This is a genomic window from Flavobacterium sp. 120 (assembly GCF_003633605.1).
GTDB classification, from domain to species: domain Bacteria; phylum Bacteroidota; class Bacteroidia; order Flavobacteriales; family Flavobacteriaceae; genus Flavobacterium; species Flavobacterium algoritolerans.
The window spans coordinates 108969-133128 of sequence record NZ_RBKZ01000001.1 but is presented as its reverse complement, the minus strand read 5'-3'; the positions used below and the strand labels follow the sequence as shown (position 1 = coordinate 133128).

The window sequence follows — 24160 nt, the reverse complement described above, 5'->3', positions numbered from 1 at the left end:
AGATTGACTATCTGTTAATATATAAATAACCAGCTTTTTCATGAGAGTTAGCAGCACTATCTTTATACTTCAAAATATAATAATAGGTTCCTTCTGGTAATTCTTCAGATTGTTTAACTGTTACTCTACCTTCTGAAATTCCTCTAAAAGCTCTGTCATCATTATTGTAACCACTTCTCTCAAATACTAATACTCCCCAACGGTTGTATATTTCGACTGTATTATCAGTATAACATTCTAAACCTCTGATTCGGAAAATCTTATTATCACCGCTACCATTAGGAGCAACTGCATTAAAGATTTCTATTAGACAACCTTCTACAGCTAAAACTGTTGGTTTATCCTCCGCCATACTAGCATCATCCGATAAATCTCTAACGATAGTACCGTTAGGGCTTACACCCGTTACCTCTGCTTGATTTGACACAGAACCTAAATTGATATCATTTTGCGTTAGTCTATATACAGCTTGATAAGCAGTATTATTTGTCTCATCAATTTCTAACAACGGTATAGCATTACCAGATAGAATTAATCCAGGTAAATTATCCTTAACTATTACATTTGAAAGAGGAGTATTACCCATGTTTGTAATTGAAAAACTATACGATATCGTTTCTCCAGCTTGCGCAAATCCATCTCCATTTTCATCATTAAAGACTGCAGTTTTAACAATGGATATTTTTGGAGATTCTGCTACAATAACTGTTAAAAAGGCTCTGGCGCAATTTGAAGGTTTTGCTTTCTCACAAATACTGTATTCTATTACATACGTACCTGCTGCAGTATTAGGTAATAAAGTTACTGTTCCATTAGCATTGATTGTAATAGGACCATCAGTCATCTGCGTTACAAACACATCCGAAGGATTGATTACCATGCCGTTTAAAATATCGTTATCCAAAATGTTTATTCCTAAATCACCTCCTTTTATTCCATCAACCGGACCTATACTATTATTAGTAGCTATAATTGTTGCTCCATTAGTTACAACTATAATACTTGAAACAGTGCTACAATTAGAATTGTTGCCTACCTCACAAATCGTATAAGTGATAGTATAATTCCCTGATGGGGTGTTTGGAGGAACAGTTACTGTACCATTTCCATTTAATACAAACCCTATAGGAATAGCAACGACTCCCAATGTAACTTGCCCAGGTTGTGTACCTATTACCACGAAACTTCCATTTAAAGTATCATTCCCTGTCAATGGAGGCGTAATTCCTCCGGCAGCACCATCTATAGCTGCTGTTACATCATTATTTGCAACGATTGTATTAGCTACTATTACCGTAGCGGTTGCCGTATCGCAATTCGCTGGGTTCGCGCCTACTTCACACAATTGGTAAGTAATCGTATAGGTGCCTGATGGGGTGTTTGCTGCCAATGTTAGTACTCCGGTAGCGTCTACACTCAATGGGCCTGTCGTGATTGGTGTTACATCCGTGTTAGCGGCTGTTACGGCTACTCCGTTTAACCTGTCGTTTGCCGTTACGTTTTGAACGGTGGTTGGTGTAGTGGCTGTCGCAACTGTCGTTGGTCCGTCGTTCACTGCATCAATCGGATTGGATACTACTACCGTAGCGGTTGCCGTATCGCAATTCGCTGGGTTCGCGCCTACTTCACACAATTGGTAAGTAATCGTATAGGTGCCTGATGGGGTGTTTGCTGCCAATGTTAGTACTCCAGTAGCGTCTACACTCAATGGGCCTGTCGTGATTGGTGTTACATCCGTGTTAGCGGCTGTTACGGCTACTCCGTTTAACCTGTCATTCGCCGTTACGTTTTGAACGGTGGTTGGTGTAGTGGCTGTCGCAACTGTCGTTGGTCCGTCGTTCACTGCATCAATCGGATTGGCTACTACTACCGTAGCGGTTGCCGTATCGCAATTCGCTGGGTTAGCGCCTGCTTCACACAATTGGTAAGTAATCGTATAGGTGCCTGATGGGGTGTTCGCTGCCAATGTTAGTACTCCAGTAGCGTCTACACTCAATGGGCCTGTCGTGATTGGTGTTACATCCGTGTTAGCGGCTGTTACGGCTACTCCGTTTAACCTGTCGTTTGCCGTTACGTTTTGAACGGTGGTTGGTGTAGCGGCTGTCGCAACTGTTGTTGGTCCGTCGTTTACTGCATCAATCGGATTGGCTACTACTACCGTAGCGGTTGCCGTATCGCAATTCGCTGGGTTAGCGCCTGCTTCACACAATTGGTAAGTAATCGTATAGGTGCCTGATGGGGTGTTCGCTGCCAATGTTAGTACTCCGGTAGCATCTACACTCAATGGGCCTGTCGTGATTGGTGTTACATCCGTGTTAGCGGCTGTTACAGCTACTCCGTTTAAGGTATCGTTTGCCGTTACGTTTTGAACGGTGGTTGGTGTAGCGGCTGTCGCAACTGTCGTTGGTCCGTCGTTTACTACATCAATCGGATTGGCTACTACTACCGTAGCGGTTGCCGTATCGCAATTCGCTGGGTTAGCGCCTGATTCACACAATTGGTAAGTAATCGTATAGGTGCCTGATGGGGTATTCGCTGCCAATGTTAGTACTCCGGTAGCGTCTACACTCAATGGACCTGTCGTGATTGGTGTTACATCCGTGTTAGCGGCTGTTACGGCTACTCCGTTTAACCTGTCGTTTGCCGTTACGTTTTGAACGGTGGTTGGTGTAGCAGCTGTCGCAACTGTCGTTGGTCCGTCGTTTACTGCATCAATCGGATTGATAATAAGAATTTTAGCATTAGCTATATCACAATTAGATGGATTAATTAGCTCACAAATTTGATAAAACAACATGTACAAACCAGAAGGTAGACCTGCTGCTACAGTTACTGTACCATCAGCATTAAGAGTAAATCCTGTTGGAGCAGTTCCTACTAGTGTCAATATTACATCAGAAGAGTTCAATGTAACACCATTAATACTATCATTGTCTAATACAGAAGCTGTTGTACCGCCAGTACCTCCGTTAATTGGTAAAGATGTATAATCGTCAACTAATGCGTCTATTGCAAATTGACCAACATTTACTGTTACTGTCGCTGTGCCACAATTTAAAGGGTTAGATCCTATTTCACAAATCTGATATTCTAAAGTTTGTGGTCCACTAGGTGCTCCAGATGCAATAGTTATACTACCATCTGGATTCAAAGTCAAATAAGTATTAGTAACTGTTACTGTTAGTATAACATCAGATGGGTTAACTGGAGGAATACCACTTAGTGTATCATTTCCTAATACTGAACCAGTAGTTTGACCAGGTAATCCACCGGTAACATCATTATTTGCAACGATTGGATTAGCAACCACTACCGTAGCGATTGCCGTATCACAATTCGCTGGGTTCGCGCCTGATTCACACAATTGGTAAGTAATCGTATAGGTACCTGATGGGGTGTTTGCTGCCAATGTTAGTACTCCAGTAGCGTCTACACTCAATGGGCCTGTCGTGATTGGTGTTACATCCGTGTTAGCGGCTGTTACAGCTACTCCGTTTAACCTGTCGTTTGCCGTTACGTTTTGAACGGTGGTTGGTGTAGCGGCTGTCGCAACTGTCGTTGGTCCGTCGTTTACTGCATCAATCGGATTGGTTACTACTACCGTAGCGGTTGCCGTATCGCAATTCGCTGGGTCCGCGCCTGCTTCACACAATTGGTAAGTAATCGTATAGGTGCCTGATGGGGTGTTCGCTGCCAATGTTAGTACTCCGGTAGCGTCTACACTCAATGGACCTGTCGTGATTGGTGTTACATCCGTGTTAGCGGCTGTTACAGCTACTCCGTTTAAGGTATCGTTTGCCGTTACGTTTTGAACGGTGGTTGGTGTAGTGGCTGTCGCAACTGTGGTTGGTCCGTCGTTCACTGCATCAATCGGATTGGCTACTACTACCGTAGCGGTTGCCGTATCACAATTCGCTGGGTTAGCGCCTGATTCACACAATTGGTAAGTAATCGTATAGGTACCTGATGGGGTGTTCGCTGCCAATGTTACTACTCCGGTAGCGTCTACACTCAATGGGCCTGTCGTGATTGGTGTTACATCCGTGTTAGCGGCTGTTACAGCTACTCCGTTTAAGGTATCGTTTGCCGTTACGTTTTGAACGGTGGTTGGTGTAGTGGCTGTCGCAACTGTCGTTGGTCCGTCATTCACTGCATCAATCGGATTGGCTACTACTACCGTAGCGGTTGCCGTATCGCAATTCGCTGGGTTAGCGCCTGATTCACACAATTGGTAGGTAATCGTATAGGTGCCTGATGGGGTGTTCGCTGCCAATGTTAGTACTCCGGTAGCATCTACACTCAATGGGCCTGTCGTGATTGGTGTTACATCCGTGTTAGCGGCTGTTACGGCTACTCCGTTTAAGGTATCGTTTGCCGTTACGTTTTGAACGGTGGTTGGTGTAGTGGCTGTCGCAACTGTTGTTGGTCCGTCGTTCACTACATCAATCGGATTGGCTACTACTACCGTAGCGGTTGCCGTATCACAATTCGCTGGGTTCGCGCCTGATTCACACAATTGGTAAGTAATCGTATAGGTACCTGATGGGGTGTTCGCTGCCAATGTTAGTACTCCGGTAGCGTCTACACTCAATGGACCTGTCGTGATTGGTGTTACATCCGTGTTAGCGGCTGTTACGGCTACTCCGTTTAACCTGTCATTCGCCGTTACGTTTTGAACGGTGGTTGGTGTAGTGGCTGTCGCAACTGTGGTTGGTCCGTCGTTTACTGCATCAATCGGATTGGCTACTACTACCGTAGCGGTTGCCGTATCGCAATTCGCTGGGTTAGCGCCTGTTTCACACAATTGGTAAGTAATCGTATAGGTGCCTGATGGGGTGTTTGCTGCCAATGTTAGTACTCCGGTAGCGTCTACACTCAATGGGCCTGTCGTGATTGGTGTTACATCCGTGTTAGCGGCTGTTACAGCTACTCCGTTTAAGGTATCGTTTGCCGTTACGTTTTGAACGGTGGTTGGTGTAGTGGCTGTCGCAACTGTCGTTGGTCCGTCGTTCACTGCATCAATCGGATTGGCTACTACTACCGTAGCGGTTGCCGTATCGCAATTCGCTGGGTTAGCGCCTGCTTCACACAATTGGTAAGTAATCGTATAGGTGCCTGATGGGGTGTTTGCTGCCAATGTTAGTACTCCGGTAGCATCTACACTCAATGGGCCTGTCGTGATTGGTGTTACATCCGTGTTAGCGGCTGTTACGGCTACTCCGTTTAACCTGTCGTTCGCCGTTACGTTTTGAACGGTGGTTGGTGTAGTGGCTGTCGCAACTGTCGTTGGTCCGTCGTTTACTGCATCAATCGGATTGGCTACTACTACCGTAGCGGTTGCCGTATCACAATTCGCTGGGTTCGCGCCTGATTCACACAATTGGTACGTAATCGTATAGGTACCTGATGGGGTGTTTGCTGCCAATGTTAGTACTCCGGTAGCGTCTACACTCAATGGACCTGTCGTGATTGGTGTTACATCCGTGTTAGCGGCTGTTACAGCTACTCCGTTTAACCTGTCATTCGCCGTTACGTTTTGAACGGTGGTTGGTGTAGTGGCTGTCGCAACTGTCGTTGGTCCGTCGTTTACTGCATCAATCGGATTGGCTACTACTACCGTAGCGGTTGCCGTATCGCAATTCGCTGGGTTAGCGCCTGATTCACACAATTGGTAAGTAATCGTATAGGTGCCTGATGGGGTGTTTGCTGCCAATGTTAGTACTCCGGTAGCGTCTATACTCAATGGGCCTGTCGTGATTGGTGTTACATCCGTGTTAGCGGCTGTTACAGCTACTCCGTTTAACCTGTCATTCGCCGTTACGTTTTGAACGGTGGTTGGTGTAGTGGCTGTCGCAACTGTCGTTGGTCCGTCGTTCACTGCATCAATCGGATTGGCTACTACTACCGTAGCGGTTGCCGTATCGCAATTCGCTGGGTTCGCGCCTGATTCACACAATTGGTAAGTAATCGTATAGGTACCTGATGGGGTGTTCGCTGCCAATGTTAGTACTCCGGTAGCGTCTATACTCAATGGGCCTGTCGTGATTGGTGTTACATCCGTGTTAGCGGCTGTTACAGCTACTCCGTTTAACCTGTCATTCGCCGTTACGTTTTGAACGGTGGTTGGTGTAGTGGCTGTCGCAACTGTCGTTGGTCCGTCGTTCACTGCATCAATCGGATTGGATACTACTACCGTAGCGGTTGCCGTATCGCAATTCGCTGGGTTAGCGCCTGATTCACACAATTGGTAAGTAATCGTATAGGTGCCTGATGGGGTGTTTGCTGCCAATGTTAGTACTCCGGTAGCGTCTACACTCAATGGACCTGTCGTGATTGGTGTTACATCCGTGTTAGCGGCTGTTACAGCTACTCCGTTTAAGGTATCGTTTGCCGTTACGTTTTGAACGGTGGTTGGTGTAGCAGCTGTCGCAACTGTTGTTGGTCCGTCGTTTACTGCATCAATCGGATTGGATACTACTACCGTAGCGGTTGCCGTATCGCAATTCGCTGGGTTAGCGCCTGTTTCACACAATTGGTAAGTAATCGTATAGGTGCCTGATGGGGTGTTTGCTGCCAATGTTACTACTCCGGTAGCGTCTACACTCAATGGACCTGTCGTGATTGGTGTTACATCCGTGTTAGCGGCTGTTACGGCTACTCCGTTTAACCTGTCGTTTGCCGTTACGTTTTGAACGGTGGTTGGTGTAGTGGCTGTCGCAACTGTGGTTGGTCCGTCGTTCACTGCATCAATCGGATTGGCTACTATTACCGTAGCGGTTGCCGTATCACAATTCGCCGGGTTAGCGCCTGATTCACACAATTGGTAAGTAATCGTATAGGTGCCTGATGGCGTGTTTGCTGCCAATGTTACTACTCCGGTAGCGTCTACACTCAATGGACCTGTCGTGATTGGTGTTACATCCGTGTTAGCGGCTGTTACAGCTACTCCGTTTAACCTGTCATTCGCCGTTACGTTTTGAACGGTGGTTGGTGTAGTGGCTGTCGCAACTGTCGTTGGTCCGTCGTTCACTGCATCAATCGGATTGGCTACTACTACCGTAGCGGTTGCCGTATCGCAATTCGCTGGGTTAGCGCCTGATTCACACAATTGGTAGGTAATCGTATAGGTGCCTGATGGGGTGTTCGCTGCCAATGTTAGTACTCCGGTAGCATCTACACTCAATGGGCCTGTCGTGATTGGTGTTACATCCGTGTTAGCGGCTGTTACAGCTACTCCGTTTAACCTGTCATTCGCCGTTACGTTTTGAACGGTGGTTGGTGTAGTGGCTGTCGCAACTGTCGTTGGTCCGTCGTTCACTGCATCAATCGGATTGGCTACTACTACCGTAGCGGTTGCCGTATCGCAATTCGCTGGGTTAGCGCCTGATTCACACAATTGGTAGGTAATCGTATAGGTGCCTGATGGGGTGTTCGCTGCCAATGTTAGTACTCCGGTAGCATCTACACTCAATGGGCCTGTCGTGATTGGTGTTACATCCGTGTTAGCGGCTGTTACGGCTACTCCGTTTAAGGTATCGTTTGCCGTTACGTTTTGAACGGTGGTTGGTGTAGTGGCTGTCGCAACTGTTGTTGGTCCGTCGTTCACTACATCAATCGGATTGGCTACTACTACCGTAGCGGTTGCCGTATCACAATTCGCTGGGTTCGCGCCTGATTCACACAATTGGTAAGTAATCGTATAGGTACCTGATGGGGTGTTCGCTGCCAATGTTAGTACTCCGGTAGCGTCTACACTCAATGGACCTGTCGTGATTGGTGTTACATCCGTGTTAGCGGCTGTTACGGCTACTCCGTTTAACCTGTCATTCGCCGTTACGTTTTGAACGGTGGTTGGTGTAGTGGCTGTCGCAACTGTGGTTGGTCCGTCGTTTACTGCATCAATCGGATTGGCTACTACTACCGTAGCGGTTGCCGTATCGCAATTCGCTGGGTTAGCGCCTGTTTCACACAATTGGTAAGTAATCGTATAGGTGCCTGATGGGGTGTTTGCTGCCAATGTTAGTACTCCGGTAGCGTCTACACTCAATGGGCCTGTCGTGATTGGTGTTACATCCGTGTTAGCGGCTGTTACAGCTACTCCGTTTAAGGTATCGTTTGCCATTACGTTTTGAACGGTGGTTGGTGTAGTGGCTGTCGCAACTGTCGTTGGTCCGTCGTTCACTGCATCAATCGGATTGGCTACTACTACCGTAGCGGTTGCCGTATCGCAATTCGCTGGGTTAGCGCCTGCTTCACACAATTGGTAAGTAATCGTATAGGTGCCTGATGGGGTGTTTGCTGCCAATGTTAGTACTCCGGTAGCATCTACACTCAATGGGCCTGTCGTGATTGGTGTTACATCCGTGTTAGCGGCTGTTACGGCTACTCCGTTTAACCTGTCGTTCGCCGTTACGTTTTGAACGGTGGTTGGTGTAGTGGCTGTCGCAACTGTCGTTGGTCCGTCGTTTACTGCATCAATCGGATTGGCTACTACTACCGTAGCGGTTGCCGTATCACAATTCGCTGGGTTCGCGCCTGATTCACACAATTGGTACGTAATCGTATAGGTGCCTGATGGGGTGTTTGCTGCCAATGTTAGTACTCCAGTAGCGTCTACACTCAATGGGCCTGTCGTGATTGGTGTTACATCCGTGTTAGCGGCTGTTACGGCTACTCCGTTTAACCTGTCGTTTGCCGTTACGTTTTGAACGGTGGTTGGTGTAGTGGCTGTCGCAACTGTCGTTGGTCCGTCGTTCACTGCATCAATCGGATTGGCTACTACTACCGTAGCGGTTGCCGTATCGCAATTCGCTGGGTTAGCGCCTGCTTCACACAATTGGTAAGTAATCGTATAGGTGCCTGATGGGGTGTTCGCTGCCAATGTTAGTACTCCGGTAGCGTCTATACTCAATGGGCCTGTCGTGATTGGTGTTACATCCGTGTTAGCGGCTGTTACGGCTACTCCGTTTAACCTGTCGTTTGCCGTTACGTTTTGAACGGTGGTTGGTGTAGCGGCTGTCGCAACTGTTGTTGGTCCGTCGTTTACTGCATCAATCGGATTGGCTACTACTACCGTAGCGGTTGCCGTATCGCAATTCGCTGGGTTAGCGCCTGCTTCACACAATTGGTAAGTAATCGTATAGGTGCCTGATGGGGTGTTCGCTGCCAATGTTAGTACTCCGGTAGCATCTACACTCAATGGGCCTGTCGTGATTGGTGTTACATCCGTGTTAGCGGCTGTTACAGCTACTCCGTTTAAGGTATCGTTTGCCGTTACGTTTTGAACGGTGGTTGGTGTAGCGGCTGTCGCAACTGTCGTTGGTCCGTCGTTTACTACATCAATCGGATTGGCTACTACTACCGTAGCGGTTGCCGTATCGCAATTCGCTGGGTTAGCGCCTGATTCACACAATTGGTAAGTAATCGTATAGGTGCCTGATGGGGTATTCGCTGCCAATGTTAGTACTCCGGTAGCGTCTACACTCAATGGACCTGTCGTGATTGGTGTTACATCCGTGTTAGCGGCTGTTACGGCTACTCCGTTTAACCTGTCGTTTGCCGTTACGTTTTGAACGGTGGTTGGTGTAGCAGCTGTCGCAACTGTCGTTGGTCCGTCGTTTACTGCATCAATCGGATTGATAATAAGAATTTTAGCATTAGCTATATCACAATTAGATGGATTAATTAGCTCACAAATTTGATAAAACAACATGTACAAACCAGAAGGTAGACCTGCTGCTACAGTTACTGTACCATCAGCATTAAGAGTAAATCCTGTTGGAGCAGTTCCTACTAGTGTCAATATTACATCAGAAGAGTTCAATGTAACACCATTAATACTATCATTGTCTAATACAGAAGCTGTTGTACCGCCAGTACCTCCGTTAATTGGTAAAGATGTATAATCGTCAACTAATGCGTCTATTGCAAATTGACCAACATTTACTGTTACTGTCGCTGTGCCACAATTTAAAGGGTTAGATCCTATTTCACAAATCTGATATTCTAAAGTTTGTGGTCCACTAGGTGCTCCAGATGCAATAGTTATACTACCATCTGGATTCAAAGTCAAATAAGTATTAGTAACTGTTACTGTTAGTATAACATCAGATGGGTTAACTGGAGGAATACCACTTAGTGTATCATTTCCTAATACTGAACCAGTAGTTTGACCAGGTAATCCACCGGTAACATCATTATTTGCAACGATTGGATTAGCAACCACTACCGTAGCGATTGCCGTATCACAATTCGCTGGGTTCGCGCCTGATTCACACAATTGGTAAGTAATCGTATAGGTACCTGATGGGGTGTTTGCTGCCAATGTTAGTACTCCAGTAGCGTCTACACTCAATGGGCCTGTCGTGATTGGTGTTACATCCGTGTTAGCGGCTGTTACAGCTACTCCGTTTAACCTGTCGTTTGCCGTTACGTTTTGAACGGTGGTTGGTGTAGCGGCTGTCGCAACTGTCGTTGGTCCGTCGTTTACTGCATCAATCGGATTGGTTACTACTACCGTAGCGGTTGCCGTATCGCAATTCGCTGGGTCCGCGCCTGCTTCACACAATTGGTAAGTAATCGTATAGGTGCCTGATGGGGTGTTCGCTGCCAATGTTAGTACTCCGGTAGCGTCTACACTCAATGGACCTGTCGTGATTGGTGTTACATCCGTGTTAGCGGCTGTTACAGCTACTCCGTTTAAGGTATCGTTTGCCGTTACGTTTTGAACGGTGGTTGGTGTAGTGGCTGTCGCAACTGTGGTTGGTCCGTCGTTCACTGCATCAATCGGATTGGCTACTACTACCGTAGCGGTTGCCGTATCACAATTCGCTGGGTTAGCGCCTGATTCACACAATTGGTAAGTAATCGTATAGGTACCTGATGGGGTGTTCGCTGCCAATGTTACTACTCCGGTAGCGTCTACACTCAATGGGCCTGTCGTGATTGGTGTTACATCCGTGTTAGCGGCTGTTACAGCTACTCCGTTTAAGGTATCGTTTGCCGTTACGTTTTGAACGGTGGTTGGTGTAGTGGCTGTCGCAACTGTCGTTGGTCCGTCATTCACTGCATCAATCGGATTGGCTACTACTACCGTAGCGGTTGCCGTATCGCAATTCGCTGGGTTAGCGCCTGATTCACACAATTGGTAGGTAATCGTATAGGTGCCTGATGGGGTGTTCGCTGCCAATGTTAGTACTCCGGTAGCATCTACACTCAATGGGCCTGTCGTGATTGGTGTTACATCCGTGTTAGCGGCTGTTACGGCTACTCCGTTTAAGGTATCGTTTGCCGTTACGTTTTGAACGGTGGTTGGTGTAGTGGCTGTCGCAACTGTTGTTGGTCCGTCGTTCACTACATCAATCGGATTGGCTACTACTACCGTAGCGGTTGCCGTATCACAATTCGCTGGGTTCGCGCCTGATTCACACAATTGGTAAGTAATCGTATAGGTACCTGATGGGGTGTTCGCTGCCAATGTTAGTACTCCGGTAGCGTCTACACTCAATGGACCTGTCGTGATTGGTGTTACATCCGTGTTAGCGGCTGTTACGGCTACTCCGTTTAACCTGTCATTCGCCGTTACGTTTTGAACGGTGGTTGGTGTAGTGGCTGTCGCAACTGTGGTTGGTCCGTCGTTTACTGCATCAATCGGATTGGCTACTACTACCGTAGCGGTTGCCGTATCGCAATTCGCTGGGTTAGCGCCTGTTTCACACAATTGGTAAGTAATCGTATAGGTGCCTGATGGGGTGTTTGCTGCCAATGTTAGTACTCCGGTAGCGTCTACACTCAATGGGCCTGTCGTGATTGGTGTTACATCCGTGTTAGCGGCTGTTACAGCTACTCCGTTTAAGGTATCGTTTGCCGTTACGTTTTGAACGGTGGTTGGTGTAGTGGCTGTCGCAACTGTCGTTGGTCCGTCGTTCACTGCATCAATCGGATTGGCTACTACTACCGTAGCGGTTGCCGTATCGCAATTCGCTGGGTTAGCGCCTGCTTCACACAATTGGTAAGTAATCGTATAGGTGCCTGATGGGGTGTTTGCTGCCAATGTTAGTACTCCGGTAGCATCTACACTCAATGGGCCTGTCGTGATTGGTGTTACATCCGTGTTAGCGGCTGTTACAGCTACTCCGTTTAACCTGTCATTCGCCGTTACGTTTTGAACGGTGGTTGGTGTAGTGGCTGTCGCAACTGTCGTTGGTCCGTCGTTTACTGCATCAATCGGATTGGCTACTACTACCGTAGCGGTTGCCGTATCGCAATTCGCTGGGTTAGCGCCTGATTCACACAATTGGTAAGTAATCGTATAGGTGCCTGATGGGGTGTTTGCTGCCAATGTTAGTACTCCGGTAGCGTCTATACTCAATGGGCCTGTCGTGATTGGTGTTACATCCGTGTTAGCGGCTGTTACAGCTACTCCGTTTAACCTGTCATTCGCCGTTACGTTTTGAACGGTGGTTGGTGTAGTGGCTGTCGCAACTGTCGTTGGTCCGTCGTTCACTGCATCAATCGGATTGGCTACTACTACCGTAGCGGTTGCCGTATCGCAATTCGCTGGGTTCGCGCCTGATTCACACAATTGGTAAGTAATCGTATAGGTACCTGATGGGGTGTTCGCTGCCAATGTTAGTACTCCGGTAGCGTCTATACTCAATGGGCCTGTCGTGATTGGTGTTACATCCGTGTTAGCGGCTGTTACAGCTACTCCGTTTAACCTGTCATTCGCCGTTACGTTTTGAACGGTGGTTGGTGTAGTGGCTGTCGCAACTGTCGTTGGTCCGTCGTTCACTGCATCAATCGGATTGGATACTACTACCGTAGCGGTTGCCGTATCGCAATTCGCTGGGTTAGCGCCTGCTTCACACAATTGGTAAGTAATCGTATAGGTGCCTGATGGGGTGTTTGCTGCCAATGTTAGTACTCCGGTAGCATCTACACTCAATGGGCCTGTCGTGATTGGTGTTACATCCGTGTTAGCGGCTGTTACGGCTACTCCGTTTAACCTGTCGTTCGCCGTTACGTTTTGAACGGTGGTTGGTGTAGTGGCTGTCGCAACTGTCGTTGGTCCGTCGTTTACTGCATCAATCGGATTGGATACTACTACCGTAGCGGTTGCCGTATCGCAATTCGCTGGGTTAGCGCCTGATTCACACAATTGGTAAGTAATCGTATAGGTGCCTGATGGGGTGTTTGCTGCCAATGTTAGTACTCCGGTAGCGTCTATACTCAATGGGCCTGTCGTGATTGGTGTTACATCCGTGTTAGCGGCTGTTACAGCTACTCCGTTTAACCTGTCATTCGCCGTTACGTTTTGAACGGTGGTTGGTGTAGTGGCTGTCGCAACTGTCGTTGGTCCGTCGTTCACTGCATCAATCGGATTGGCTACTACTACCGTAGCGGTTGCCGTATCGCAATTCGCTGGGTTCGCGCCTGATTCACACAATTGGTAAGTAATCGTATAGGTACCTGATGGGGTGTTCGCTGCCAATGTTAGTACTCCGGTAGCGTCTATACTCAATGGGCCTGTCGTGATTGGTGTTACATCCGTGTTAGCGGCTGTTACAGCTACTCCGTTTAACCTGTCATTCGCCGTTACGTTTTGAACGGTGGTTGGTGTAGTGGCTGTCGCAACTGTCGTTGGTCCGTCGTTCACTGCATCAATCGGATTGGATACTACTACCGTAGCGGTTGCCGTATCGCAATTCGCTGGGTTAGCGCCTGATTCACACAATTGGTAAGTAATCGTATAGGTGCCTGATGGGGTGTTTGCTGCCAATGTTAGTACTCCGGTAGCGTCTACACTCAATGGACCTGTCGTGATTGGTGTTACATCCGTGTTAGCGGCTGTTACAGCTACTCCGTTTAAGGTATCGTTTGCCGTTACGTTTTGAACGGTGGTTGGTGTAGTGGCTGTCGCAACTGTCGTTGGTCCGTCGTTTACTGCATCAATCGGATTGGATACTACTACCGTAGCGGTTGCCGTATCGCAATTCGCTGGGTTAGCGCCTGTTTCACACAATTGGTAAGTAATCGTATAGGTGCCTGATGGGGTGTTTGCTGCCAATGTTAGTACTCCGGTAGCATCTACACTCAATGGGCCTGTCGTGATTGGTGTTACATCCGTGTTAGCGGCTGTTACGGCTACTCCGTTTAACCTGTCGTTCGCCGTTACGTTTTGAACGGTGGTTGGTGTAGTGGCTGTCGCAACTGTCGTTGGTCCGTCGTTTACTGCATCAATCGGATTGGCTACTACTACCGTAGCGGTTGCCGTATCACAATTCGCTGGGTTAGCGCCTGATTCACACAATTGGTAAGTAATCGTATAGGTGCCTGATGGCGTGTTTGCTGCCAATGTTACTACTCCGGTAGCGTCTACACTCAATGGACCTGTCGTGATTGGTGTTACATCCGTGTTAGCGGCTGTTACAGCTACTCCGTTTAACCTGTCATTCGCCGTTACGTTTTGAACGGTGGTTGGTGTAGTGGCTGTCGCAACTGTCGTTGGTCCGTCGTTCACTGCATCAATCGGATTGGCTACTACTACCGTAGCGGTTGCCGTATCGCAATTCGCTGGGTTAGCGCCTGATTCACACAATTGGTAGGTAATCGTATAGGTGCCTGATGGGGTGTTCGCTGCCAATGTTAGTACTCCGGTAGCATCTACACTCAATGGGCCTGTCGTGATTGGTGTTACATCCGTGTTAGCGGCTGTTACAGCTACTCCGTTTAACCTGTCATTCGCCGTTACGTTTTGAACGGTGGTTGGTGTAGTGGCTGTCGCAACTGTCGTTGGTCCGTCGTTCACTGCATCAATCGGATTGGCTACTACTACCGTAGCGGTTGCCGTATCGCAATTCGCTGGGTTAGCGCCTGATTCACACAATTGGTAGGTAATCGTATAGGTGCCTGATGGGGTGTTCGCTGCCAATGTTAGTACTCCGGTAGCATCTACACTCAATGGGCCTGTCGTGATTGGTGTTACATCCGTGTTAGCGGCTGTTACGGCTACTCCGTTTAAGGTATCGTTTGCCGTTACGTTTTGAACGGTGGTTGGTGTAGTGGCTGTCGCAACTGTTGTTGGTCCGTCGTTCACTACATCAATCGGATTGGCTACTACTACCGTAGCGGTTGCCGTATCACAATTCGCTGGGTTCGCGCCTGATTCACACAATTGGTAAGTAATCGTATAGGTACCTGATGGGGTGTTCGCTGCCAATGTTAGTACTCCGGTAGCGTCTACACTCAATGGACCTGTCGTGATTGGTGTTACATCCGTGTTAGCGGCTGTTACGGCTACTCCGTTTAACCTGTCATTCGCCGTTACGTTTTGAACGGTGGTTGGTGTAGTGGCTGTCGCAACTGTGGTTGGTCCGTCGTTCACTGCATCAATCGGATTGGCTACTACTACCGTAGCGGTTGCCGTATCGCAATTCGCTGGGTTAGCGCCTGTTTCACACAATTGGTAAGTAATCGTATAGGTGCCTGATGGGGTGTTTGCTGCCAATGTTAGTACTCCGGTAGCGTCTACACTCAATGGGCCTGTCGTGATTGGTGTTACATCCGTGTTAGCGGCTGTTACAGCTACTCCGTTTAAGGTATCGTTTGCCGTTACGTTTTGAACGGTGGTTGGTGTAGTGGCTGTCGCAACTGTCGTTGGTCCGTCGTTCACTGCATCAATCGGATTGGCTACTACTACCGTAGCGGTTGCCGTATCGCAATTCGCTGGGTTAGCGCCTGCTTCACACAATTGGTAAGTAATCGTATAGGTGCCTGATGGGGTGTTTGCTGCCAATGTTAGTACTCCGGTAGCATCTACACTCAATGGGCCTGTCGTGATTGGTGTTACATCCGTGTTAGCGGCTGTTACGGCTACTCCGTTTAACCTGTCGTTCGCCGTTACGTTTTGAACGGTGGTTGGTGTAGTGGCTGTCGCAACTGTCGTTGGTCCGTCGTTTACTGCATCAATCGGATTGGCTACTACTACCGTAGCGGTTGCCGTATCACAATTCGCTGGGTTCGCGCCTGATTCACACAATTGGTACGTAATCGTATAGGTGCCTGATGGGGTGTTTGCTGCCAATGTTAGTACTCCAGTAGCGTCTACACTCAATGGGCCTGTCGTGATTGGTGTTACATCCGTGTTAGCGGCTGTTACGGCTACTCCGTTTAACCTGTCGTTTGCCGTTACGTTTTGAACGGTGGTTGGTGTAGTGGCTGTCGCAACTGTCGTTGGTCCGTCGTTCACTGCATCAATCGGATTGGCTACTACTACCGTAGCGGTTGCCGTATCGCAATTCGCTGGGTTAGCGCCTGCTTCACACAATTGGTAAGTAATCGTATAGGTGCCTGATGGGGTGTTCGCTGCCAATGTTAGTACTCCAGTAGCGTCTACACTCAATGGGCCTGTCGTGATTGGTGTTACATCCGTGTTAGCGGCTGTTACAGCTACTCCGTTTAACCTGTCATTCGCCGTTACGTTTTGAACGGTGGTTGGTGTAGTGGCTGTCGCAACTGTCGTTGGTCCGTCGTTTACTGCATCAATAATATTTATCGGTACTGGTGTATTAGTTGCCGTATTGTTCGCTGGGGTTGGGTCAGCTTCATTGGCTGCTATTGTTGCTGTATTAGCATAGCTTCCCGTGGCATTTACTGTGGCTACTATTGCTAAAGTGGCACTTGCTCCATTAGCTAAACTGCCAATAGCCCAAATTCCTGTTCCACTGGTATACGTTCCTGTTGATGGCGTCGAACTTACAAAGGTATATCCTGCCGGTAGCTGGTCTGTTACCGATACGCCTGTTGCTGCACTTGGTCCTGCGTTGCTCGCTGTTAGCGTAAAAGTGATATTGCTTCCTACATTTGGTGTAGCGGTACTTGCCGTTTTGGTGATGCCAACATTGGATTGTGGAACTGGTACTGGTGTATTAGTTGCCGTATTGTTGGCCGGGGTTGGGTCGGTTTCATTGGCTGCTATTGTTGCTGTGTTGGCATAGCTTCCCGTGGCATTTACTGTGGCTACTATTGCTAAAGTGGCACTTGCTCCATTGGCTAAACTGCCAATAGCCCAAATTCCTGTTCCACTGGTATACGTCCCTGTTGATGGGGTGGCACTTACAAAGGTATATCCTGCCGGTAGCTGGTCTGTTACCGATACGCCTGTTGCTGCACTTGGTCCTGCGTTGCTCGCCGTTAGCGTAAAAGTGATATTGCTTCCCACATTTGGTGTGGCGGTACTTGCCGTTTTGGTGATACCAACATTGGATTGTGGAACCGGTACTGGTGTATTAGTTGCCGTATTGTTAGCCGGGGTTGGGTCGGTTTCATTGGCTGCTATTGTTCCTGTGTTAGCATAGCTTCCCGTGGCATTTACTGTGGCTACTATTGCTAAAGTGGCACTTGCTCCATTAGCTAAACTGCCAATAGCCCAAACTCCTGTTCCACTGGTATACGTTCCTGTTGATGGGGTGGCACTTACAAAGGTATATCCTGCCGGTAGCTGGTCTGTTACCGATACGCCTGTTGCTGCACTTGGTCCTGCGTTGCTCGCCGTTAGCGTAAAAGTGATATTGCTTCCTACATTTGGTGTAGCGGTACTTGCCGTTTTGGTGATGCCAACATTGGATTGTGGAACCGGTACCGGTGTATTAGTTGCCGTATTGTTCGCTGGGGTTGGGTCGGTTTCATTGGCTGCTATTGTTGCTGTATTAGCATAGCTTCCCGTGGCATTTACTGTGGCTACTATTGCTAAAGTGGCACTTGCTCCATTAGCTAAACTGCCAATAGCCCAAACTCCTGTTCCACTGGTATACGTTCCTGTTGATGGGGTGGCACTTACAAAGGTATATCCTGCCGGTAGCTGGTCTGTTACCGATACGCCTGTTGCTGCACTTGGTCCTGCGTTGCTCGCTGTTAGCGTAAAAGTGATATTGCTTCCTACATTTGGTGTAGCGGTACTTGCCGTTTTGGTGATCCCAACATTGGATTGTGGAACCGGTACCGGTGTATTAGTTGCCGTATTGTTCGCTGGGGTTGGGTCGGTTTCATTGGCTGCTATTGTTGCTGTGTTAGCATAGCTTCCCGTGGCATTTACTGTGGCTACTATTGCTAAAGTGGCACTTGCTCCATTGGCTAAACTGCCAATAGCCCAAATTCCTGTTCCACTGGTATACGTTCCTGTTGATGGGGTCGAACTTACAAAGGTATATCCTGCCGGTAGCTGGTCTGTTACCGATACGCCTGTTGCTGCACTTGGTCCTGCGTTGCTCGCCGTTAGCGTAAAAGTGATATTACTTCCCACATTTGGTGTGGCGGTACTTGCCGTTTTGGTGATCCCAACATTGGATTGTGGAACCGGTACTGGTGTACTAGTTGCCGTATTGTTCGCTGGGGTTGGGTCGGTTTCATTGGCTGCTATTGTTGCTGTGTTAGCATAGCTTCCCGTGGCATTTACTGTGGCTACTATTGCTAAAGTGGCACTTGCTCCATTAGCTAAACTGCCAATAGCCCAAATTCCTGTTCCACTGGTATACGTCCCTGTTGATGGGGTGGAACTTACAAAGGTATATCCTGCCGGTAGCTGGTCTGTTACCGATACGCCTGTTGCTGCACTTGGTCCTGCGTTGCTCGCTGTTAGCGTAAAAGTGATATTGCTTCCTACATTTGGTGTAGCGGTACTTGCCGTTTTGGTGATCCCAACATTGGATTGTGGAACCGGTACCGGTGTATTAGTTGCCGTATTGTTCGCTGGGGTTGGGTCGGTTTCATTGGCTGCTATTGTTGCTGTGTTAGCATAGCTTCCCGTGGCATTTACTGTGGCTACTATTGATAAAGTGGCACTTGCTCCATTGGCTAAACTGCCAATAGCCCAAACTCCTGTTCCACTGGTATACGTGCCTGTTGATGGCGTCGAACTTACAAAGGTATATCCTGCCGGTAGCTGGTCTGTTACCGATACGCCCGTTGCTGCACTCGGTCCTGCGTTGCTCGCCGTTAGCGTAAAAGTGATATTGCTTCCTACATTTGGTGTGGCGGTACTTGCCGTTTTGGTGATGCCAACATTGGATTGTGGAACCGGTACTGGTGTACTAGTTGCCGTATTGTTAGCTGGGGTTGGGTCGGTTTCATTGGCTGCTATTGTTGCTGTGTTGGCATAGCTTCCCGTGGCATTTACTGTGGCTACTATTGCTAAAGTGGCACTTGCTCCATTGGCTAAACTGCCAATAGCCCAAATTCCTGTTCCACTGGTATACGTGCCTGTTGATGGCGTCGAACTTACAAAGGTATATCCTGCCGGTAACAGGTCTGTTACCGATACGCCTGTTGCTGCACTTGGTCCTGCGTTGCTCGCTGTTAGCGTAAAAGTGATATTGCTTCCTACATTTGGTGTAGCGGTACTTGCCGTTTTGGTGATACCAACATTGGATTGTGGAACCGGTACTGGTGTACTAGTTGCCGTATTGTTAGCTGGGGTTGGGTCGGTTTCATTGGCTGCTATTGTTGCTGTGTTAGCATAGCTTCCCGTGGCATTTACTGTGGCTACTATTGATAAAGTGGCACTTGCTCCATTGGCTAAACTGCCAATAGCCCAAACTCCTGTTCCACTGGTATACGTGCCTGTTGATGGCGTCGAACTTACAAAGGTATATCCTGCCGGTAGCTGGTCTGTTACCGATACGCCTGTTGCTGCACTTGGTCCTGCGTTGCTCGCTGTTAGGGTAAAAGTGACATTACTTCCCACATTTGGCGTAGCGGTACTTGCCGTTTTGGTGATGCCAACATTGGATTGTGGAACCGGCACTGGTGTATTAGTTGCCGTATTGTTAGCCGGGGTTGGGTCGGTTTCATTGGCTGCTATTGTTGCTGTGTTAGCATAGCTTCCCGTAGCATTTACTGTGGCTACTATTGCTAAAGTGGCACTTGCTCCATTGGCTAAACTGCCAATAGCCCAAACTCCTGTTCCACTGGTATATGTCCCTGTTGATGGGGTGGAACTTACAAAGGTATATCCTGCCGGTAGCTGGTCTGTTACCGATACGCCTGTTGCTGCACTTGGTCCTGCGTTGCTCGCCGTTAGCGTAAAAGTTACATTGCTTCCCACATTTGGTGTAGCGGTACTTGCCGTTTTGGTGATGCCAACATTGGATTGTGGAACTGGTACTGGTGTACTAGTTGCCGTATTGTTCGCTGGGGTTGGGTCGGTTTCATTGGCTGCTATTGTTGCTGTGTTAGCATAGCTTCCCGTGGCATTTACTGTGGCTACTATTGATAAAGTGGCACTTGCTCCATTGGCTAAACTGCCAATAGCCCAAACTCCTGTTCCACTGGTATACGTTCCTGTTGATGGCGTCGAACTTACAAAGGTATATCCTGCCGGTAGCTGGTCTGTTACCGATACGCCTGTTGCTGCACTCGGCCCTGCGTTGCTCGCCGTTAGCGTAAAAGTGACATTACTTCCCACATTTGGTGTAGCTGTACTTGCCGTTTTGGTGATCCCAACATTGGATTGTGGAACCGGTACTGGTGTATTAGTTGCCGTATTGTTCGCTGGGGTTGGGTCGGTTTCATTGGCTGCTATTGTTGCTGTGTTAGCATAGCTTCCCGTGGCATTTACTGTGGCTACTATTGATAAAGTGGCACTTGCTCCATTGGCTAAACTGCCAATAGCCCAAATTCCTGTTCCACTGGTATACGTGCCTGTTGATGGCGTCGAACTTACAAAGGTATATCCTGCCGGTAGCTGGTCTGTTACCGATACGCCCGTTGCTGCACTCGGTCCTGCGTTACTCGCCGTTAGCGTAAAAGTTACATTGCTTCCCACATTTGGTGTAGCGGTACTTGCCGTTTTGGTGATGCCAACATTGGATTGTGGAACTGGTACTGGTGTACTAGTTGCCGTATTGTTCGCTGGGGTTGGGTCGGTTTCATTGGCTGCTATTGTTGCTGTGTTAGCATAGCTTCCCGTGGCATTTACTGTGGCTACTATTGATAAAGTGGCACTTGCTCCATTGGCTAAACTGCCAATAGCCCAAACTCCTGTTCCACTGGTATACGTTCCTGTTGATGGCGTCGAACTTACAAAGGTATATCCTGCCGGTAGCTGGTCTGTTACCGATACGCCTGTTGCTGCACTCGGCCCTGCGTTGCTCGCCGTTAGCGTAAAAGTGACATTACTTCCCACATTTGGTGTAGCGGTACTTGCCGTTTTGGTGATACCAACATTGGATTGTGGAACCGGTACTGGTGTATTAGTTGCCGTATTGTTCGCTGGGGTTGGGTCGGTTTCATTGGCTGCTATTGTTGCTGTGTTAGCATAGCTTCCCGTGGCATTTACTGTGGCTACTATTGATAAAGTGGCACTTGCTCCATTGGCTAAACTGCCAATAGCCCAAACTCCTGTTCCACTGGTATATGTCCCTGTTGATGGGGTGGAACTTACAAAGGTATATCCTGCCGGTAGCTGGTCTGTTACTATTACTGAAGTAGCCGAACCTGGTCCAGCATTGCTTGCAACAATCGTAAATATGACATTACTTCCAACATTTGGCGTAGCATTATTAACTGTTTTAACAACACCTAAATTTGCTGACCCATCTACAAAGTTTCTACCTGTTATGGATTGAAAACCGAAAACATTATTGTTTATAATATTGTCATTTGCACCTTGAACATCTGAAACATTTGTATATCCAGCTAAATTAGTTTGTGTTACTGTATAAGTACCTAAGCTGGCAACAGGAATAGCAAACGAATAATTCCCATTTGAATCTGTTGTGGTAGTTTGGCTACTTGGCCCACTCAGTGTTACAGTAGAACCTGCTACATTACCACCTCCTTGTACGGATACGTTACCACATAAAAATGGAGAGGTTACAACAGTACTTTGCCTGTTTGTATAGGTTATATCTCTGAAATAAAGCGAATAAAGCCTATTAACAGTCGTGCCTCCCTGTGCACCTAAAGTAAACACCATTGAGTTACGATTTTCAAAATAAGCAGTGTACGCATATTCTGGAGTAACTCCAGTACCTGGCTGAGTTGTTACATTTGTAGCTGTCCCTCTAAAAGTAGTTGCAGTTGTAGCAAAAGTTAAATTTGTAGGGTTCGAATTAAATCGAGCATCAGGTCTATTCATTTCAACAAACTCTCGGAGAGTACCCTCATCTCCATCTATATCTAATGCCGAAACGTAATAGTTGATATTTGCAGGATTAGCAAATGTTCCTCCTGCCGTAACAAAATTAATAGCGAAACTTGCTGTAGCAGGATTACCTCCGTTGGTAGCTAATGATGGTTGAAATGCATCGTCAAAACCATCGGTACCCTCAGTTACCGCTGGTTGATCTATTGCAGTTAGAGTTGGTGTTCCACCATTTCCACTCAAACCTGATATTGTTAACAATGCATCAATACCTGTTGTAACGTTAGGAAAACGATATACATCCCCAACATCTGGTACACCATTATCTGAACCGCTAAAGAAAACTGGATTTTGAAAGCTAAGATTTGGTACTGTTGTGGCTGTGCTGTTACAATTTCTTTGTGAAGCACTACTAAAAGGAATTGGGGTAACATTAGCCGTATTATTTGACAATACTGGATCTGATTCATTACCTAAAATAGTTGCAGTATTTGTATAATTACCGGCAGAATTTACAGTCGCTGTAATTGCTAAATTGCTAGTTGCACCGTCATTCAAATTTCCTATTGTCCAAACTCCAGTTGCACTGTTATATGTACCAGAGCTAGCAATATGGCTCACATAGGTATAACCCGTTGGCAATAAATCATTGACTGAAACACCTGTCGCATTGCTAGAACCTACATTTGAAGAATTAATATTAAAAACAACATTACTACCTATAATTGGCGTAATATTGTTTATGGTTTTGGTTACAAGCAAGTCTGTTTCACCAATAGAGGTACTAATGTAAAAAGCATCAGCTCCCGACCATGCAACGTTGGTGGCAGTACCATTCCTATTTGCATATATTTCTAACACAATAGTACGTACATCATTACCGGTAAATTGAATCGTACCTCTACCTGAATTCACTGTAGCAGGATTGTCTACACCTGTGTAACTATTGTTTATTGTTTTAGTTACGTTATCAACCACTAAATTTGTACCTGAACGCTGCGAAATATTAGTACTTGTAAGAACCTCAGCACCTGAGGAGTTTAATATGGACTTAATTGTAAACTCAGAAGTCAAAGACACTCCTCCTATTGCACCACCAAGACCCTTGAAATGCAAAAGAGGGTTTTGGGTGCCTCTTGTATACACAATTGTTACTTCACCCATTTTTACCCTACCGTTTCCAGGCTGAGTACCCGCAGTCGCAAGATCAGTGACAATTCTTACCCCAAAATTGGTTGCTATATCTAGACCTGTACCATTAGCAGCGCCATAGCTGGTATATTGATTATTATCGTTTCCACCACCAACATTACCTACACCATTCAATAATTGATAAGGAGCTTCGGCAGTATCACCAAAATATATAGAATTAGTAAATGCAAACTGCGTTACCGTCATTGCTGTGGATAAAGCCGATGGGGTGTTGTAATTAGCAAATGTATTTCCAGTAGGATTATTAGTGTTTTTTTGCAACTGTACCGTGTACGCAGTTACCCTACCATTATCTGCCGCCGGGGTAACACTTGCCATTTCTAATGCAGGAGCTTGGGCAAAGCTACTAACTGCAAACGTTAGCGAAAGAATCAGAAATAATAAGGACAAATAAACTTGTGACTGACTTTTAGTAAAGTTATGCATACGCTTTGTTGTTAAAATCTATATTTTTATACTTTTTGGAAACCCTGTGATTTTGTATTTTTAAAATGAAAGTTTTGTTAAAAATTTGTTAAAAATTTAAACAAACTAAAATGAACATGATGGTAATTTTATATATTTTTTAAAAATACTTTATGATGATATATCGAAAGAATTAGCGCAAAATATCCTGAAATTGCTGTAATCTAACTCTAAAAATGCCTATTTTGAATCCGGGTATTTATTCTAAATACGTTAAAAACTTCTTAATGGTTTTTAAAAAAGGAGAAAAAAATTACCAAAATTACTACATTTATTAACATACAATTATGAAAAAAATGTTAAAAATTAAAAAATCGATTAAAAACATAAAAATCCGTTAAA

The 24160-nt window shown here is 47.0% G+C and carries 1 protein-coding gene; it reads right to left on the bottom strand.

The features are described from left to right. Positions 1-7 precede the first annotated feature (7 nt). A complete protein-coding gene (locus C8C87_RS00450; RefSeq protein WP_121340749.1) occupies positions 8-23779 on the bottom strand; it encodes a gliding motility-associated C-terminal domain-containing protein in 23772 nt (7923 codons plus the stop codon). Positions 23780-24160 lie beyond the last annotated feature (381 nt).

Excerpts from the sequence above, each read along its gene's own strand:
- C8C87_RS00450 (WP_121340749.1), bottom strand. The coding sequence starts at position 23,779 with ATGCATAACTTTACTAAAAGTCAGTCACAAGTTTATTTGTCCTTATTA.